Raw genomic sequence first — 19,268 nt, 5'->3', positions numbered from 1 at the left:
ATTAAGGTTGAGTTGCTGGTAAACGGTATTTATCCATGCGGTCTATATCGTATTTTTCGTATTTTCTTTTTAATAACCAGCGCGGACGCTCTAACGTTAATTCCCATTCAAACAATGATTTAAACATAGTTTTAACACGTTCAGGATTTTTTGCTGCTAAATCTGTTTGTTCACTAATGTCTGTGCTTAGGTCGTATAGCTCTGCAGGGCGGTCTGGGTAACGAATAAGTTTCCAATCGTTATCGCGTATTACAGCTCTGTTTTCTTTTTTCCAGTACATCACTTTATGTGGGCGTGCTGTGTTTTTACCTTGAATATAAGGGAGTAAATCAACGCCATCAATATCATTACCTAACGCCTTACCTTGTGCGGCACTGTAAAAAGTAGGCAGTAGATCTAGTGTGCTTACTGGGTAGTCGTAAGTCGAACCTGGTTCAATATGCTTTGGCCAGCTAATTAAAAATGGTACACGAATGCCCCCTTCTAACTGGTTTGATTTAGTCCCTGCAAGTGGTGCATTATTTGATGCGTTTTTATCAGATGGGCCACCGTTGTCGTTTGAAAAAACCACAATAGTATTTTCATCCAAGCCTAGCTCTTTAAGTTTATCAATTACATAACCACTGGCTCTGTCTAACCCTAGGGTCATTGCAGCAAGCTCTTTACGTTTGCCCGTTAAGTTTGGAAACTTAGCTAAATCTTTAGGATCTGATTCAAGCGGAGTGTGTACTGCGTTAAAAGCTAGGTAGATAAAAAAGGGTTCGTCTTTGTTTTGTTCAATGTATTTAGCGGCTTCTTTACCTAACTCATCGGTTAAGTACTCTTTTGGCTCTTCGTAATTGCCAAAGTCGCGTTCTAATTTTTTATCAAAAAAATGTTTGTTTCCGTTTTTCATTTCTTGTTCTGAATAGTTAAAGTAGCTTCTGTCGCCACCTCTAAACCCTAAAAAGGTATCAAAACCACGTTTTAAAGGATGAAACCTGTCGGCGTCCCCTAAATGCCACTTACCAAATACCGCTGTTTTATAACCCTGCTCTTTAAAATAATCGCCCATTGTTTTTTGATCTAATGGCAAGCCCATATCTGCACCTTTAAGTGCTGAGTTATCGCTCATAAAACCTGGTACGTTAATTTCTTCGTAACCAAAACGTTGCTGGTACTTACCCGTCATTAAACCTGCACGTGAAGGACCGCAAGTAGAATCACTTACGTAACCTTGAGTAAAACGGACACCGCTTTGGGCAAGTTTATCTAAATTAGGTGTTTTAAGCTGCGTACTACCTTGAAAGCCAAAATCACCAAAACCTGCGTCATCAGCAAAAATTAAAACAATATTAGGTTTTTCTGTTTGTGCTTTTGCCATTGCATTAGCACTAACGCAAAAGCCTAAACATACAGAAAGAAGAACAAGTAGCTTATTCATCACAGTTTCCTATTTAATATAATAGTTAAGCACATAGCTAAAAAATATTAATTACACCATAGCTAACATATTGGTTATATTAGACTATTACGGCTAGTTAATTTAATGGTTGAGTTGTAAATAATGCGTTTATAAATCACAATATCGCTACACTAAACAAAACATAACAATATTGCAAACATATGATGTATGATATTTTGAAATTAATTTTTCAATTTCTCACTATTACTTAAGCCTAATAACAGTGTCAGTTTAAAGGCAAAGCCTATTTACTGTGTACTTAGCTGCGGCCCGTTATTTAGTTTTAAGTATGCATTAGTGTGCTATTAAAGGTGGATTCTAAAATGATAAATATAAAAAACAGCCTTTTTGTTGTTCTTTTTTTATGCAGCTGTTTTTCAGCGGTTGCAAATGATGAGTGCCAGTCTTGCCATCAACAACAAACCTACGATTGGAAGCAGTCAGACCATGCAAGTTCAATGGCTTTAGCCAATAAAGGTACCGTGCTTGGTGATTTTAGTAATATAACCGCGACCCACTTTTCTCAAAAAGCCGTGTTTTATAAAGAAAAAGAGGCCTTTTTAATTGATTTGACCGAGCAAGGTACAAAAAAAACGTACACCGTAAGTTATGTATTTGGCTTTGACCCACTGCAACAGTATTTAATTGAAGTTGAAAAAGGCAAATACCAAGTATTTCCCTTTGCATGGGATAGTCGCGCTAAATCACTAGGCGGTCAGCGTTGGTATGCCAACTACACTAACGAAGATGTAAAACCCAGCGACCGTCTCCATTGGCTGCAACCTCTGCAAAACTGGAACGGCATGTGCGCCGATTGCCATTCTGATAATTTAAAGCGTAATTTCAATAGTGAAAAGGAGCGCTTTGATACGCACTTTTCAAACATAAATGTGGGCTGTAAATCGTGCCACAGCGATATAACGGATGAACATAAAACTAAAAAAATAATAAAGACAGCTCAAACAAGCCCTACCAATATGTCGCAGTGGAAAATAATCGGTGATGACACCATTGCTACCTGGCAAGGTGAGCCGCGCGATAACAGCTTTATGCAAGGCTGTTATGCGTGTCATTCGCTTCGAAGCCCATTAACCGATGGCTTTAATAACAGCCAAGCGTTTTTGGATCAATTTAGCCCTTCATTTTTAGAACCAAATTTGTATCACGCCGATGGCCAAATTAAAGAAGAAGTGTATGTGTTTGGCTCTTTTACACAAAGTAAAATGTACAAAGCCGGAGTTAACTGTGTTGACTGCCACGATAAACACACCATGAAAGTTAAAACAAAAACAAATGGGCTGTGCTTACAGTGCCACAGTGCCAGCGAATACAACAAACCCGAGCATCATCGCCATAAAGAACAATCAACCGGTGCACAATGTGTTAGCTGCCACATGCCAACCAACAGATACATGGGCGTTGATGACAGGCGCGACCACAGCTTTAAAATTCCGCGCCCTGACATATCAATAAAATACGATACACCCAATGCGTGTGTGCAATGCCACGACGGTCAAACAAACGAATGGGCAGCAAGCACGCTTGAAAAATGGCATGGTAAAGCACCGCCATTAAGTGCAAGCGACCACAGTATGCTTGAACTGCGCTCATTAAAAGCGATATCGCAAAATGCACATATGCGCTTAATTAATGACTTTTCGTTAAATGAAATAGACCGCGCCAGTGCAATTGCCTATTTAGGTAATTCGGGCGCTGAGCTAAACGATGCCACAGTAAAAAGTTGGGTTAACTCGCCGCTTCCGCTTATTCGCTTAGCGATTGCTAAAGTGGGCTTTTTACTCCCCGAAGCAGAGCGCTTAAAAAGCTATAAGCAACTATTAACCGACAAATTAAAGTCGGTGCGTGTTGCTGCTGCGCAAAACCTAAGCCAAACAACAGCGCAGTTAAACGGGCTTAATCAATCAATTATAGAGCTTGCACACGCTAATACTGTCAATACATGGCGCGGTGAAGGTAACATAAATCAAAGTATGCTCGCGCTTAATAAACAAGACATAAACGGTGCTATAAAGTCGTTACAAAAAGGCATTAGCGTTGACCCTTACTTTGATGCAAGTTATGTAAATTTAGCCGATATTTATTATCGCCTTGGTCAAACAGCAAAAATGCAAAGCACATTAAATAGTGGTTTAAAAGCAGTACCTACCTCTGCGCCGCTACATTATGCAAACGGTATGGCGCTTATTAGAAGCGGTAACAAACCCGCTTCGGTTAACTCGTTTAAACACGCAATGACACTTGAGAGTAATAACGTGCAATACGCTTATTTGTATTTTTTAGCGCTAGATAGCATTGGCTCAACAGCGCAGGCCATGGGTGAGTTAAAGCTCAAAATGGGTGCTTATAATAATGCGCAGCAGCTCAAAAACTTAGGGATGAGCTTTGCTCAAAAGCTTAAAAATGCTGAGAATTACCACTTTTTTGCTCGTTTAAAATAATTTTTGAAAATTGAATTATTTTTCATTCTAAATTTGTAATTTAGATTAGAGATTAAAATTCAACCACTTAACTTAATAATCTTGTGTTACTTAAACGGTAATACAAGGTTATAAGCTCAATATTACAAGCAACATTTAATAAACAAGTAATCAACACATTGCACTTGCAAACATCATATGTTTAAATTGTTAGAATGAATCATTCGTGATTATTTACACTTCTTGATTGCTTATAGCTTTATCGCAATTAAGAGTCGCTGTTTAATTAGCCTGATTCTAAATAACAGATACTGCCGTTGCATTATCTGCACACACAGTAATTATGAAGAAACGGAGTGGTTAAAATGCTTAAACACAGTAAATTGCATACAGCAATATTACTTGCATGTTGTTCTTTATCAGCTTTCACACACACTGCATATGCACAAGAAGAAACAACCGCAAAGCAAGCTAAAAGCAATTCAGACGATTTTGAAGTTATTTTAGTGAGCGCACAAAAACGCGATCAAGCATTAAAAGAAGTTCCCTCTTCAATCGAAGTGCTAAGCGGTGATTTAATTCAAGAAATTGGTATAGATAATGGGTTTGATCTAGTCACCTACTTACCTGGTTTTGGCATTGATGACAGCAGTGAAATACGAACTACAACATTAAAAACACGTGGTATAGGCACTTTTACAAATTCAATTGGCTTACAGTCTTCAAACCTAGTCGTTATAGATGGCGAAGTATTACCTCGCCAATCAATGCTTAACTTACCTATTTCAGATGTACAGCGTGTAGAAGCAATGCGCGGCCCACAAGGGACTTTATTTGGCCAAAACACATCAACAGGCCTATTGCATTATGTAACTAAAAAGCCGCAACTAGATGACCGAGTTTCAGGCACGGTTAGAGCACAAGTTACTGAGTTTGATGGCACTGATTTTAGCGGCACCGTAAATGTACCCCTTAACGAAAACTGGGCAGCTCGATTTAACGCGCAATACAGTGATATTGATGGTTGGATAAAAAACACCATGCCTGGTGAAGAAGATTACACCATAGGCGCAAAAACAACGAAAGCTGGTCGCGGCCAACTTTTGTACGATAACGGCCAAGAACTAAACGTACTATTTCGCTTAGAATATTCAGAGACAGACACAAATTGTTGTTCTCTTACTCGTTTAGGTGGAATAAACCCAGATTTTGGCCCTCGTCCAATCGTTAATGTAAAAGATGATGGCACTATTGAAGGCACAACCTATAACCGTGTAAATCCTGAGTCTACTTTTGAAGAAGCCGGCGGCCCAGTTACATCGCGTAATGCAGAAGGTAACTTTGGTAGAACAGAAAATTTTGGCTTTTCAATATCGGCTGATTACTACCTAAATGATGAAATTACACTTAGCTATAATGGTAGCTACAGAGATTTTGATTTATATAACAGTTCAGCATTTTTCACTATTAATTTTCCTGTAGAGCGAACCGCTTTTGGTGGTAACGAATCAGTAGATGTGCTTCAACAAGAGTTTCGTATTTCGTCATTTAATAATGAAAAATTTGATTGGGTATTAGGTCTTTTTTACCATGATACCGACGGTCAGCGCTCTGAAATACGTGACGGCTGTATTGCAGGTAACCGTGGCTTTATTGAAGGCGGCAAATTAACAGGGTGTTATTCAAAGCAATCTACCGATGCTTTTTTAGCTAACTATGCAACTACTGGCGATGACGACCGCTCATTACTAACGCCTTCTCGCTTACTAAATAGTGGTGATTTTACAACTGGTTTTGAAAACGTCGCTATTTTTGGACAACTTGAATACCAAATAACTGAGCAATTAGATGCTACTTTTGGTTTTAGATTATTACACGAAAAAAGTGATGCAACCTTTGCTCGTACAGATTTGGCAACACCTTCTACAGGTGTTGGAATGGAAACATTCAATGAAGTATTAGAACTTGCTCAAACAGATCCATCGCTTATTTTACGCCAAGACGCGCCAACTAAATTTGATAACTCAGACACCGCCTTTATATACAAAGCGGTTGTAGGGTATGACTTTACTGATGATATTCGCGGTTATGTAAATTATTCTACCGGCTATAAAGGGGCATCTTACTTTGTAACAACAAATACCGACCCTGCCGATGCAGACAACTTCCCTACCGATCCTGAAAACTCTTCAAACTTTGAAGTAGGTCTGCGTTCAGCGTATTTTAATAACGATTTACTGTTTAACTTTACGTACTTTGATATGAGAGTTGACGATTATCAAGTACGTGCCAGCCGTGTAATAGATGAAGAAAATAACATTATTTTTGCAGGCTATGTAAACGCAGCACAAGCACGTTCAACCGGTATTGAAGCCGATGTGGTGGTTAAAATATCAGATAAATTAAAGTGGTCATTTAACTACGCTTATTTTGATGCACGCTACGAGGACTTTGCTGATACACCTATCAATTGTCCTGCTGGTGATGGTGGTTTACTTGCTTCTCGTTGTACAACTGATTCAACAGGCAATCAGAGCTTTGATCAAACGGGTTTATCTTTCCCTAATAATGCTGAGCAACAATTTTTAAGTACTATTTCATATAATACACAAATTGCTGATACAGGCTGGAATGCTAATACACGTGCAGTTTGGCGTTATAATGGCAGCCACACGCAATCAATTAACGAACTTGCCTTTGGCGAATCAGCTAACCCATCGTCAAGCATTTGGGATGGTTATTTAAGCGTAAGCAAAGATAACCTAAAGTTTAGTGTATTCATTAAAAACTTATTTGATAAGTCGTACACTACCCGCCAACGTATAAACTCTGAAGGGTTTGGGGAAGCATTCTACCCTCGAGATTGGAGTCGTTATGTGGGTGCAAGCGTTCAATATAGCTTTTAATAGATAACGAAAACTAAATACAAAAAAATAGCGCTTAATAAGCGCTATTTTTATATCTGCATTTAATTACTTACAGCGGCTCTTTTCTTCCAACTAACTCCCCGTTAGCGTCATTTATAACTGCATTGTTAATATCTACATGCTCATTATTACTCCAACGAACCGATACATTATTTATCTGTGTACACGTACCTAAACCAACGTGTAACTTGTTATTTTCGCTTTGTGAAAAGCCAGCACCTGTCGCGCCTACAACTTGTTTATAAGTTTGCCCACACGCTTTTATAGTCGCAGTAGCTCCCAATGCCGACACACCAGCGTTAGGTGAGTAACCAATATTAGTGACTAAAAAATTATGCTGCGTATCTAAAGCTGTGTTATTAGTAAATAAATGCCAACGGCCGCGCTCGTTTGAGTAAATTAAGTCAAGGTCGCCGTCATTATCATAATCAAAGGCCTGTGCGCTGCCCCCTGTTGCTCCAAGCTCAGTTGAAATAACACCATGATTTTGTAAAGCCTTAAAGCCTTTACCTTGCTGATTTAAATACAGTAGCTGCTCGTTGGCTTTTGCTGGATTGCCATAACGTAATACAAATAAGTCACTCCAACCATCGTTGTTAAAATCTCCGGCTACAGCACTGGTTGTGGGTTCGCTAAGATTAATATTTAGCTTGGCTGTTGCATCAACAAATTTTCCTTGCTGGTTTTCTAATAATACCGCTGGTAATGGCTCAAGCCCTTTTACTTTGGGTGAATTAGTCACTCTTTTAATAACACCGGCTGTAGGTGATTTAGTATCCCCCGCTACGCGCCAAGTATCGTTACCTAAGTAACCTATATATAAACCTTTTTTATGTAGCTTTTTAGGCCAGCCAGCAGCTTGCTCTTTTGTTACCTTTACCGTACGTTCACTGCCGCCGTGCCCTTGTAATGCTAAAGGCGCACTATTTTTACCAATAAACACATTAAAATGGGGGTAAGCCATTTGCAGGTTTTCTATTTCAAAGTCACCTTCGATTTTAAAATCTTCAAATTTAAATGCTTCGTTACGAGTGAAAAAAGCAAAGTTTTGAGATTGAGCATCGTAAAAGGTGTGTTGCTCAAATTGGTGTTTAGCGCGAGTTAAAAATAAATCAAAGTCACCGTCATTATCAAAATCGATTTCGGTCATGCTGCTTACATGGCTAATATTGCGATTATTTCCTAGTACAGCCTTACTTTTATTTTTATAACCTAAATCAGATTTACTCTGCGCTGCAACAATGTCATCTCCACCGTAAAAAAATAAATCACTGTGCCCGTCATTATCAAAATCACTAACTAAGGCTTTATATCCAAGCCATTTTGCAGTAGGTAAGTAATCGACAAACTTAAACTGATTATGCCCTTCGTTTTTATATATATGGTTGGCTCCCTTTTTTTGCTTTTTAAGCGGAAAAGCAGAGAGCATTAAATCTAAAGTGCCACTGTTATTGCCATCAATTAATTTAACCGCACGTCCGCGTGTACGTTCAAAATTATTAAACGTTTCTCCGCCTTCAACAGTCCGGTCATGATTTATTTGAAACGATACAGGTAAACGCGGTTTTAGGCCTCCACCACCGCCTTGGGCTATTATTAAATCCATACGACCATCTAAGTCGTAATCAGCAACAGCCACGCCGTGTGTGTCGCCTTTAATAATTATCTGTGGTGCTGAAAAGGTATTGTTTTTGTTATTCCAAAAAATTTTTACTGCGTGGGTATGCTCAGTAATTAATACATCTTGATAGCCGTCTTTATCAAAGTCTGCAATCAGCGCGCTATCCCATTTACGACGCGATAGCGGCTCAAAAGGTATAATATTGTGCGATTCGCTAAACATTAATTTATTACTGCTGTTGTCGCTTAGCGTTTCATTGCTTGCCCTTTGAGTGGTGTTACATCCATAAAGCAGAATACTTGTAGCGATCAGTGATAAACAAAATAACGTGTTTGCTGGCTTACTATTTTTTTTCATTTAACCCACTCCTTACTTAACTGACTGTAATGGTTTTTGCTGCCACACACGGATGTATTCAATTTCAAAGTCGACTACACCATCATCTTTTTTGCCCTCAGGGCTATTACGTTCAAGCTCTTCTTTACTTTTTGGTACGCCATGCCAAGGAAAAGTCTCCTGATCAAGCCATAAAAACAGTGGTTTAGTGGCTACATAGCCTGTATCAACCCCGCGATGCTCTTTTGCCCAGGCATCAGCTTGTGCTGCAGATACTTCGCTAAATAATTTACCGTCAACATAATATTTAATTCCTTGGGCGCTCCAGTCAATTCCATAAACATGAAAGTCATCTGCTACTCTAAAGCCTAAATCTTTGCGCTCTGTATAAGTTGGCTTGCCTTTTACTTTTTTATTCCAATCGCGGATTGACCACCATAATTCACTGTCTATGTGATCTTTTTTAGGATCAAGTGAGTCGCCATATAATTCAAAAAAATCAACTTCTAACTTTTCGCCCATCGACCAAAATGCACTGCTCACTTGCGCATCAGCGGCTTTGCTTTTAATTTCTATGTATCCGTACTGAAAAGACTTTCTGCCGATAAAGCATGCCGTTGTGAGGTTTTCGTATTTAAGTGCATCGCCAAACACAGGCTTATGTATTTTTTGTTCAAAAGGAAAGTCAGGCTCCCAACGTGTCTCAAGTTTTAGTTTGCCATTTTCTAGGCGATAGTTATTACCCGAAAATTGCGAAGGTGCGCGGCCTTTCCATACTTTTTTATTTGGATTATCTGGATGCTTATAAACAGGTTTACCGTTTTCAAGTTTACCCACAATGTACCAACGTTCTTCATTGATAGTGCTGGTTTCAAATTCGTCACTTACTTGAGTGTTAAGTACCCATTTACCGGTGTTTTGCGGATCTGTTAAAGGCAATAAGTTATTTTTAGTTTGGGGAAGCTTTTGCGTGTTAGTCGTCGCATCGCTGCTACAACCGCCAATGGTTATTACCGACAATAATGCTGCTGTGAGCGTCAATTTATGTGTTTTTATATTTTTTTGCGTGTTGTTCATGATGTCTCATTATTTTGTATGTAAGTTTGTGTGAAAGTTAAAAATTAATACGTAAATAAATAGATTTTTAGTGGCTTATAAGCAAACAAAACGACTTTAAACCTATTTAGTTTAAAGCCGCTTTAATTAATATTATGTTATGCGTCTAGTACTCGCTTAAATATCGGTACGCGTAACGGCGTAATCGTCAATCAAGATTGAATCACCCGTTGGCAGTCCGTACACTTCCCAAAGGGTAAACACATCAGTTACTGAGCTCCATGTTGCTGGAATAGCCCAGTCGCGTTTATTAGTTGAATCCTCTACAAACTCGATGTATTGCCACTGCGTAGTAGCTGCGAGTGCTGCGCTAAATAAGCCCGCTTCTGAGTAACGACCTGTAAATCCATTTGCATCCTCAGGTATGCCGTCATAAACCCACGGTACAACAACATGGCGCAACGTAACGGGTTCAACAGGCACTTGATTTAACTTAACCCACACGGCATAACGGTATGTTTTATCAACAGACTCGGCACCACGTCCATAGTTGGCGCTATACCAGTTACGTTGTTTATTCCAAACTTGCTGAGTTGCAAAAGAGTACGGTGTATTCGCTTCACCTTGAGTTGCAGTACCCGCTGTAATTTCAAGCGAACGACCATTACCCGACACAGAGGTTGCCGATACGCTATAAGTGGCATTGCCTTTATAAGGTGCGCCTTCACCATTGAGGTTAAAGTCGGTGTTAAAGCCTGCTTCGTGTTCAGACACACCCGGCTCACACATTTGGTTATTAACGGTATTGACCGTAATACTTTTTTGCGAAATAAGTGATAAAGGTGTACTTGCTGTATCGCCATCAATAAGTTCAACCGTTACCGTATTTGAGCTATCTATTGTTGTAGGTGCTTTAACGGCAAGTACTTCTCCAAAGCCGCTTTTTGCGGTTAAGCTTTTCGTAAATGAAACTTCATCGTTAAGTGTCCAATCAAAAGTATATTCGCCGCTTAACTCTGCGTTTAGTAAAGCCGGCTGTACTTCTACACCACTGGCCACACAGATTGGAACGTCCTTGTTACCTGAAGAAGCGCCTAGCTCATTTTTATCGTCGTTTGTTATTGCAAGACTAAAAGCACCTGTCACTGTAAGTGTGGCGCTTGCTGAAGCATCGGGGTTATCAACACTTGTGGCTGTAATAGTTGTTTCACCGGTATTTTTAGCGCTAATAAGGCCATTTTCATCAATGGTTGCAATATCTTCATCTGCAATTGAATAAATAAGTGCGGGGTTACACGCGTAACTTGGTATCGCTGATGCGAATACACTTGCTTGACCACCAGCAGGAATTTCAATCGGCGAGACGCTGACCTCAGTTACAACATCATCAATCGCATTGACAGTTAATTGTAATGTACGTGTAGGCAGTGCGCCGCTCGGTTCAACAGCTGCACCATTATTGATAGAATATGTAATGTTATAAATAACTTGGTTCGGAAAATCTAAGTTACCATCAGAAATAGGATTACCACCGCCATCTAAAGCGCCTCTTATATCGGTTTGGTCGCATTGTCTTAATGCCGCCGAAAACGCATCGGTATTTATAACTAATTTAGTGCTATCACTTGATTGTGTAAAAGGTGAAATTCGGTGTGATGCAATGGTATTAGCACTTGTTTGTGGGGTAGTGAAATTATTATTAACCACAAACTCTAACTCACTTACGTTTATGGTTGCACCTGACTCAGAGGCTGGTTTACCGTCGATTGTTACGCCTTGCAGTAAATCAATTTCTTGAACTCCGGACTCTTCATTTAATGTGCTCGTGATTACTGCGGTATCGATTACAAGTGCTAAATCAGATTTAAACTGCGGATCGTAACCTTCATCCGTTCCACCGCACCCTGTTAATACTGAAAATATAACACTGCTAATTGCTGTTTTTATTAGTAAGTTATGTTTCATCTTACTCTCCAAGATTTGTAAGGCAGCGCGCCTAACGTGGCCCGCTGCTAATAGTTTCTCAATTAAAAGGTACCGCGAAGACCAACACGGAACTGACGACCTGTTTTCCAAACTGATGCTGTACGCGAAGTAGTCACACTGCTATCTTCAATTGCATTACCTTCATCAAGCACAACCTCTTGCGAGTTAGCTTCAAACGCATTACGACTAAATGAACTGGTGTAATAAATTCGGTTAGTTTCATCAGTTAAGTTAAGTGCCTGAAAAGTTAAGCTAAAGTTTTTATTAATTTTATAACTTGAGCTAAAGTCCAAACGATGGGTTGCCTCTTGCCATGTAGCGCCGCCAACTAAACCTCGGTTAACTAATTGATCCCCTGTGTAGCGACTCGCTAAACGTAATTGAATCCCTTTTTGTTCCCAATACAGTGTTGTATTTAGGGAATGCTTTGGAGTGAAAGGTTGTGGTAGTGGTTTTAAAAATATATCGGTATTACCTACCTGCTGACGATCAGATTCTGAATCTTGGTAGGTATAGTTCATGTTTAAACCTAAGCCACCCCAATAACTTGGTAAAAAGTCATAGTTTTGGTTGTAACCTAGTTCAACACCTTTAATATCGGCGCCTTTACCATTGGTTACTGTGGTTACGTTTACAACGTCACATTCAATGCGCCATTGGTCAAAAAATCCCGCAACTTGCCTAAGTGGCATACAATCTTCTTCGCTACCTGGTGCTCTATTCTCATCGTAATCAAGTAATAAATCGGCTGTTTGTAAATCGTATTCAGTCCTAACGTCTTTGTAGTGATACGGAACAACCACCGTTTCTTCAAAGTCTTTCATATCTTTGTAAAAAAACGCTGCCGACAGCAAGCCTGAATCGCTAAAGTACCACTCATAAGACAAATCGAGATTGGTTGATTTAAGCGGTTTTAAATTTGCATTACCTGCTGAGCCATTAGCAGAGTCCCATTGTTGCTCAAAAATTTGTGTACGTGGGTTTAATGAATCAAAACGAGGACGCGTCATTGTTCTACTAACAGCAAAACGTGCAATCATTTCTTCGTTAACTGCATAATTTAAGTTTAAGCTAGGTAAATAAGCGTCATGTCCGCCTTTTTTAGTAACCCATGCAACGCGGTCTTGTACTTCACGTCCGCTACCTTGTGGCCCTGTAAATGAGGTTGTTCTGTCTAAAAATGGCCAAATTTGTCCGTTACTTGCAAAGTGTGCCCATGCATTAGCTGACGTTGGAACTAAATTTCCGTTGCTGTCGTAAATTAAAGAAGGTAATGCATTGTTAGCTATAATGTTGCCATTTTCATCTACAAACACTTGCTGATTTACACCCAGCCCAGTGTTGCCATCAGCACCGGGAATTACAAACTGACCCGTTTGCGGATCAACAGGGAAAGTAGCTGGGTTTGAGCGGTTATACGCATGAGTGATTTGCCATGCCCAACAGTTTTGTAGCTCAGCATCGTTTGTAGGTGTGTAACGATGATCAGCCTGACCCGTGTCAGAGACCCCCATAACAGCTGCCGGGCAGGCATCTAAATTTGTATTTGCTAAACCACGTTCAACTAACAAATTGTACGCATCAACCATTTGCGGATTACGAATAAAGTTAATACCGCCTACGCCTGTTGCTGTTGTGTCATCTTTTACATACCTAAGGCCTAAGTTACCTGTTAGCTTGCCATCCATCAGCTCAAAGTTTGCTTTAAAATAAGCGGCTTTTGTTTCGGTTTCAATATTACGACTGCCTGTAATGGTTTCGCGTATACCTACTTCGCCTGCATCTTTACCTGAAACAATTTCAAGCGCTTTTTCGGCATCTAGTAACGGCCAGCCATTAAAAAACTGTGCAGAGCGGTCTGATTGAATATCTTCACCAAAATTATCGTAAGGATAGGCGCTATCAGCCACTATATCGGCTAAGCGAATTGTACCAAGCCCACGTACTTCAAACGCTTGATCAGGGTCTTCTAAATCTATTAAGTCACTGCCATTTGTGGTTGCTCTATTTTGAATAGAGACATCTTTTTTACGATTTGACCACTTAACTCCAAATTCAAGCGATCTAAGAAAGTCGCCATCAAGCGCATAGTCAAAATCAACAAAAAGCGACTTGTTTGTATCCGCTAATTTATTTTTACGAAGCACTAAACTACCTAAGTGATTGTGCTGCATGTCATACGGATTAAAACGGCTGTATACCGCATTAGACGTACCATCAAAGGCGTCAAACTCCCCTGGAGTAACACCTGTTGAGTAACTACATTCTCCATTGCCGCCACAGTCGTAGCCAACCATTTCGTGGCTGCCATCGGGCATTGATTCAACTATTTGACGACCTGCCGTGCCCCATGTAGCTGTACTAATAGAGATGTAACGGTCTTTCTCATCATCATTTGGTGTTTCATCTGTCGTTTTAGAAAAACCAGCTCTTACATTCATATTTAATGAATCGGTTACCTGATAATCAATATCGAGTGACGCTACATTAGTATCAATTTCTCTAAGTCCGTAGGAGCGAACAAAGTTACCACCTGTAGAGCGGCTACTTGATTGCTGCAAGGTATTGGTCGATAAATCAACCCCGTTTAGTGCTGTATTATCGTCACCGGCATAAATTAAAGGTGTTACAGGCCCCATGTTCAAACGCAGTCGTTGACTGTCGGTTAACACATCTTGCTCTGTATGAGTTACATCTAGCTGAATATCGAGTGACTCTGTTGGTTGGTATTGAAAACCTGTAGACACTGACAAGCGATCTCGTTGGTCATTATTCAATGTAAAATCAATAACCTCACGCGCTAAAACAAATAAATCACCTTCATGTAATATTTGCGTTTCAGGGTCGTAATTATTAAGTGAACTCAGTGGATTTAATAATGCTTCTCCATTTTCACCAAAAAGCTTATTTCCATCAGCATCACGTTGATTGCCAAGTACCCTGATTGCTTTGCCTGTAACGGTGTCATGTGCTGTACGACCAGTTGCATCATCTAAATCAACAATAGGAATTGCGCCGTTAGCCCAATCGGTATTGATACGATCTTGTCGTGTTTTTTGGGTATCTTTAGAGGCCGTTATAATAAAGCCAAAGGTGTCGTCGAAGTATTTATCAGAAAAGCTAAAATTAATGCGTGAGTCACTTTCATCAGAAAACTCGTTGTAGCGCCCTTCAACCGTAAAAGAGCGACGTGGTTTATTTAAATTTAACGGTTTTACAGTTCTAAGCACAACACTTGCGCCGAGTGAGCCTTCATCGTTATCAGCAGAAGATGTTTTAATTACATCGATAGATGACAATATATCTGACGAAAAAGAGCTTAAATCAACACTGTTATCGTTAGTAGCACCCACACTAGAGCCATCGGTACTTAGTCCGCCGGTAAGTGCTACACCATTCATTGATATTTGATTTAAAGAAGGTCCGGCACCACGAATTGATATACGTGTTCCTTCACCGCCCTCTTCTTGAATACTCACCCCGGTTACTCTAGATAGTGCATCAGCGATGTTTTGATCTGTTGATTTACCTACATCTTCAGCATGAATTGAGTCACTTACGTTGTCGGAAAAGCGCTTTGCGTTTACCGCTTTTCGTAAGCTACTTTTGATTCCTTGGACTTCAATTATTTCGATATCTTTTTGTAGTTTTATTTTCTCTTTTTCTTCATCTTCTTGTGCAAAAGCAGATGATGAAATAAGCGAAGCAATAATAGCTGCAGAGACTGCTGATAACCTAAAGTTATGCTGCATTGTGTGCTCTCCTGTTTATCGGCATCGTTTTTCTCAATGCCAGTGTGTGATGATGTCGTCTGTTTTTATTGTTAGTTAAGCGCCACAGATAAAATGAATGAACGTCCTGGTATCCTAATTTCGTTTCAGAGCGTTGCTTAACTTGCGATCAAGTTAAACATATGATGTTTATATTTACAAGTCGTTTACTTTGATTTTTACATTTTTGTTTCTTTTTTAAACGAAGTAATTTAAATCGCTGTTTTTAAACAATTTAAATTCATTAATATTTAAGTGAAAGTGATGTAGATATTTTTATTTTTTATACAAAACAAAAAAAGAGACTCAAAATCCCCATTAATAAATAAAATATGTTGTTGAAAATGATCAAAATTGAGTTGTTCAGAAAGAAATTTACGAGGGTTTATAATATTAACTTATGCTCATTAGAATATTTACAGCGATCAAAAGCTGCCAATCAGCAGTTTTGAAAGCGGTAAACCAAATGTATTGCCCATAAATCTAAAGCTCAAACATACACGGCAATACACACGATTTTAATTTAAGAACCTAATTTAAGCGCTTAACTTAAATTAAAACCTTACTTATTATGTAACTTAATTTCACTTACCGTATAAGGTTTGCCATGCCCAGTATTGGTAATGCCTGGGCCTGTAAGCAAGTCAAAATTCGACATAAGCAAAGAGCCTTTATAATAAATAATATCGGCGGGTTGGTCTAATTCACCATTTTCTGAATTGTTATCGGGGTACGATGCAATAACGGTTACATTTTGGTTTGTATCAATTTTTATAACTTGATTATTTAAAAAACCTGCGGCGTATAAATTACCTTGAGGGTCTATAGTTAAGCCATCAGGTCCACTTCCTTTTGTAAGTGTTGCATAGGTACTTTGGCTAAGCAGGTTGTTGTTTGTATCAAACGTTAATTTATAAATTAAGTCGTCACCTAGGTTGGTTACAAACAAGTTGCCCTGTGAATCAAACACTAAGCCATCAAGTCCAAATTTACGTTGCTTATTAGCTGTTTTAGCCAAAAACAATAAATGCGGATCATCTGTACTGTTAGTCACTAATATATTGGTATCTGTGGCCTTAAAACGATATATCCCGCTGAGAGTCTCGGCCTTATTTTTACTTGGCACACGCAGTTGAGTTACGTAAATATAGCCATTTTGATAGCGCACACCGTTTGGCGAACTCATGCCTTTTGCTACTATTTGAGTATTGATGACTTTGTTATTTTTTAAGGTGAGTTTAAGTAATCGAGCTTTGCCAGCACCTTGGTTATCGGCTATAAATAACGCACCATCGGGGGCATAGGCAAGCCCCATAGGACGGCCCTTCCCTTTATTGTTTGGCCCCGATAACTGGGCTATTTTAGTAAACGTTTTATCATTATTAATATTAACCAGCACACCCGCTTGTAGCCCTTTATTGGCATAGTTAACACACGATAAAGTAAGCTCTCCTGAAGGAGAGACAGCAAAAGCGTCTGGGGTTGGGCAATAATCAGGGAGTGATGCAAATAAACTCGCACTCTCAAGCAGTGTATTAGACGTTTTAACAGACGCTAAAGATGCACTTTCGCCCCCTTTATTTATATTTTTATTATTGCTTTGAGCCGTGTGGGTACTGCAACCAAACACAGTAAATAAGCACACTAAACCCGCTAATTTATTTTTAAGATGAGTGATGTTATTTTTATTCATTATTGCTCTCTTTTACTCTTAATTTTTTGCGAAAAAAAAGCAAGGCTTGTTACCAAACCTTGCTTTTTACCTCTCATAGTTAACTTTGTCGTAATCAAACGTTGTAATTAAAAATTGATTACTTGATCTGTCCCAACCTTAGATTTATTGATTACTTCGCCATTGCTGTAACGCACACTTACGTTATCTATTTCGTTGCACTGGCCTAAACCAAAATGAACCACGTTATCAAATGATTGTGTATAAGGTGCGGCATCAGGCGACACGCGCCTTGTAAGGGTTTTACCACAGCCTTTAAGTGTCGCTATAGCGCCAATGGGGCTTGCATTATGCTTAAGTGAATTACTTATACGCAGTAATGCATAGTGATTACTGTTATTGGCTTGATTACTAAATAAGTGCCACTGACCTCTGTCGTTATTCATAATAATATCGACCTGGCCGTCTAAGTTGTAATCAAATACATTTGCGCCTGAGCCAATGGTACCTAAGGTGTTTGTTATTAATCCCGAATGAGTCGCTTGGCTAAATGTGTTATCGCCATTATTTAAATACAGTATTTGCGATGTAGGCGTTACCAAGTTGCCTTGTTTAACAACAAACAAATCTTGGTAGCCGTTGTTGTTAAAATCTCCCACACTTACGCCGGTCGTATTTAAATTTGTTTTAATGCCAGCTTTAGCACTCACATCTACAAATTTTCCACTTTCATTTTTAAGTAACAAATCTGATGGAGCTATTGGTTTTTTATTTACCGTATAATGTTTAACACCGGTTACAACACCCGTTGTAGGTGAAAAAGTATTACCCGCCATACGCCATTTATCATTGCCTATATAACCAACATATAAGCCTTTATTAGGTTGGGTATCGGCCCAGCCTAGGCCATTACTGCTAACAATATTGACGTTTTGACCACTGTGCCTTTCACCTTCAAATTTATATTTATAAGTGCCTTCGCCTACAAATACATCTTGGTTTGGATAAGGTGACTGGTAGTTAACTAAATTAAGCGTATCGCCAATAAGTAAGTCATCATATTTAAATGGTCCACGCTTGGTGTAAAAACCAAATGTGTGGCTTTTAGCATCAAAAAACGTATCGCCTGCTTGTAATGGGTTAGCACGACTTATATATAAATCAAAGTCACCATCATTATCAAAATCGATTTCGCTAACACCCGTCGCATCCATTATTTTATTAGGTAAAACATTGGCGGTTACGTCACTAAAGGTAAAGTCGCCATTGCCTTTTAAAACACGTAAAGCACCGTCGCCGTAAATCACTAAATCGTCAATTTTATCGTTATTAAAATCTGTAATAAGGACTTTTTGACCATCTCGATTAGTTTTTGGTAAATCACTTGCGTGAGTTATATTGCCGCTACCATCGTTTTTATAAATAAAATTACTGGTTTGTTTACCGCTATTAGCCTGCGGGAATCCCATTAGTAATAAATCTAAATGACCGTTGTTATTGGCATCAAAAAACTTACTAGTGCGCCCACGCAACGTTGGCAGTTTGGGTGAAAACTCACCGCCTTCAACAATTTCTCTTTTGTTAAAGTGAAATAACTTAGCATTACGCGCGTTATCGCCAGAGCCACCACCACGCGAAAGCAAAATATCCATTTTGCCATCTTTGTCGTAATCGCCTACGCCAATACCGTGCATATCACCCACAATCAGGTCGCGCCCTTTGTCGTAAACACCTTTATTGTTCCAATACAAACGAATGGTATAACCATGATCGGTAAGTAATAAATCTGGGTAACCATCTTGGTCTAAATCGCTTATTAATGCGTTATCCCATTTACGGCGATTTTTGTTTTCTAATTTAATTGCTTGGTGCTGCTCAGTAAATAATGTTTTGCCCGGTGTTAGCTGAGCACCCGCTAGAGCACTCGCTTGTTGACAACCTAGTAAGCTTGCGCCCATGCATAACAAAGAAACATGCCATACAATAGTTTTTACTTTCATAAAGCCTCCATGAATTTG

At 39.2% G+C, this 19,268-nt stretch carries 9 protein-coding genes; 2 read left to right on the top strand and 7 right to left on the bottom strand.

Annotation, left to right across the window (positions count from 1 at the left end):
• Nucleotide 1: 1 nt before the first annotated feature.
• A complete protein-coding gene (locus tag I6F50_RS00595) occupies nucleotides 2-1,423 on the bottom strand; it encodes a sulfatase (protein WP_197175033.1) in 1,422 nt (473 codons plus the stop codon).
• A 344-nt stretch (nucleotides 1,424-1,767) separates the two neighbouring features.
• Here I6F50_RS00595 and I6F50_RS00590 point away from each other — a divergent pair, with 344 nt between their 5' ends.
• Together I6F50_RS00590 and I6F50_RS00585 are read left to right on the top strand one after the other, a co-directional pair.
• The gene (locus I6F50_RS00590; RefSeq protein WP_197175031.1) at nucleotides 1,768-3,903 is read left to right on the top strand and encodes a multiheme c-type cytochrome; all 2,136 of its coding nucleotides are present in this window, start codon (nucleotides 1,768-1,770) and stop codon (nucleotides 3,901-3,903) included.
• 344 nt (nucleotides 3,904-4,247) lie between these two features.
• On the top strand, nucleotides 4,248-6,788 hold the full coding sequence (locus I6F50_RS00585; protein WP_165739246.1) for a TonB-dependent receptor: 2,541 nt from the start codon (nucleotides 4,248-4,250) through the stop codon (nucleotides 6,786-6,788).
• Between the two features lie 70 nt (nucleotides 6,789-6,858).
• On the opposite strand, the gene I6F50_RS00580 is transcribed toward I6F50_RS00585, so the two are convergent.
• The 6 genes from I6F50_RS00580 to I6F50_RS00555 form a co-directional block, all read right to left on the bottom strand.
• The gene (locus tag I6F50_RS00580; protein ID WP_165739244.1) at nucleotides 6,859-8,787 is read right to left on the bottom strand and encodes a CRTAC1 family protein; all 1,929 of its coding nucleotides are present in this window, start codon (nucleotides 8,785-8,787) and stop codon (nucleotides 6,859-6,861) included.
• A gap of 12 nt (nucleotides 8,788-8,799) precedes the next feature.
• The gene (locus I6F50_RS00575) at nucleotides 8,800-9,843 is read right to left on the bottom strand and encodes a family 16 glycosylhydrolase (RefSeq protein ID WP_165739242.1); all 1,044 of its coding nucleotides are present in this window, start codon (nucleotides 9,841-9,843) and stop codon (nucleotides 8,800-8,802) included.
• A gap of 156 nt (nucleotides 9,844-9,999) precedes the next feature.
• Nucleotides 10,000-11,787: an Ig-like domain-containing protein gene (locus tag I6F50_RS00570; protein WP_165739240.1), complete on the bottom strand. Its 1,788-nt coding sequence runs from the start codon at nucleotides 11,785-11,787 to the stop codon at nucleotides 10,000-10,002.
• Nucleotides 11,788-11,849: 62 nt separating this feature from the next.
• A complete protein-coding gene (locus I6F50_RS00565) occupies nucleotides 11,850-15,560 on the bottom strand; it encodes a TonB-dependent receptor (protein WP_197175029.1) in 3,711 nt (1,236 codons plus the stop codon).
• 580 nt (nucleotides 15,561-16,140) lie between these two features.
• A complete protein-coding gene (locus tag I6F50_RS00560; protein WP_197159475.1) occupies nucleotides 16,141-17,271 on the bottom strand; it encodes an SMP-30/gluconolactonase/LRE family protein in 1,131 nt (376 codons plus the stop codon).
• Nucleotides 17,272-17,378: 107 nt separating this feature from the next.
• Nucleotides 17,379-19,250, bottom strand: a complete 1,872-nt coding sequence (locus tag I6F50_RS00555) for a CRTAC1 family protein (protein WP_197118737.1) — start codon at nucleotides 19,248-19,250, stop codon at nucleotides 17,379-17,381.
• Between the last annotated feature and the right edge of the window lie 18 nt (nucleotides 19,251-19,268).

The organism is Pseudoalteromonas sp. NZS127_1 (assembly GCF_015864295.1).
Lineage (GTDB): Bacteria > Pseudomonadota > Gammaproteobacteria > Enterobacterales > Alteromonadaceae > Pseudoalteromonas > Pseudoalteromonas arctica.
This window is presented reverse-complemented; position numbering and strand designations above follow the sequence as displayed.

Coding starts and splice junctions, on each gene's coding strand:
- I6F50_RS00595 (WP_197175033.1), bottom strand. CDS start 1,423: ATGAATAAGCTACTTGTTCTTCTTTCTGTATGTTTAGGCTTTTGCGTT.
- I6F50_RS00590 (WP_197175031.1), top strand. CDS start 1,768: ATGATAAATATAAAAAACAGCCTTTTTGTTGTTCTTTTTTTATGCAGC.
- I6F50_RS00585 (WP_165739246.1), top strand. CDS start 4,248: ATGCTTAAACACAGTAAATTGCATACAGCAATATTACTTGCATGTTGT.
- I6F50_RS00580 (WP_165739244.1), bottom strand. CDS start 8,787: ATGAAAAAAAATAGTAAGCCAGCAAACACGTTATTTTGTTTATCACTG.
- I6F50_RS00575 (WP_165739242.1), bottom strand. CDS start 9,843: ATGAACAACACGCAAAAAAATATAAAAACACATAAATTGACGCTCACA.
- I6F50_RS00570 (WP_165739240.1), bottom strand. CDS start 11,787: ATGAAACATAACTTACTAATAAAAACAGCAATTAGCAGTGTTATATTT.
- I6F50_RS00565 (WP_197175029.1), bottom strand. CDS start 15,560: ATGCAGCATAACTTTAGGTTATCAGCAGTCTCTGCAGCTATTATTGCT.
- I6F50_RS00560 (WP_197159475.1), bottom strand. CDS start 17,271: ATGAATAAAAATAACATCACTCATCTTAAAAATAAATTAGCGGGTTTA.
- I6F50_RS00555 (WP_197118737.1), bottom strand. CDS start 19,250: ATGAAAGTAAAAACTATTGTATGGCATGTTTCTTTGTTATGCATGGGC.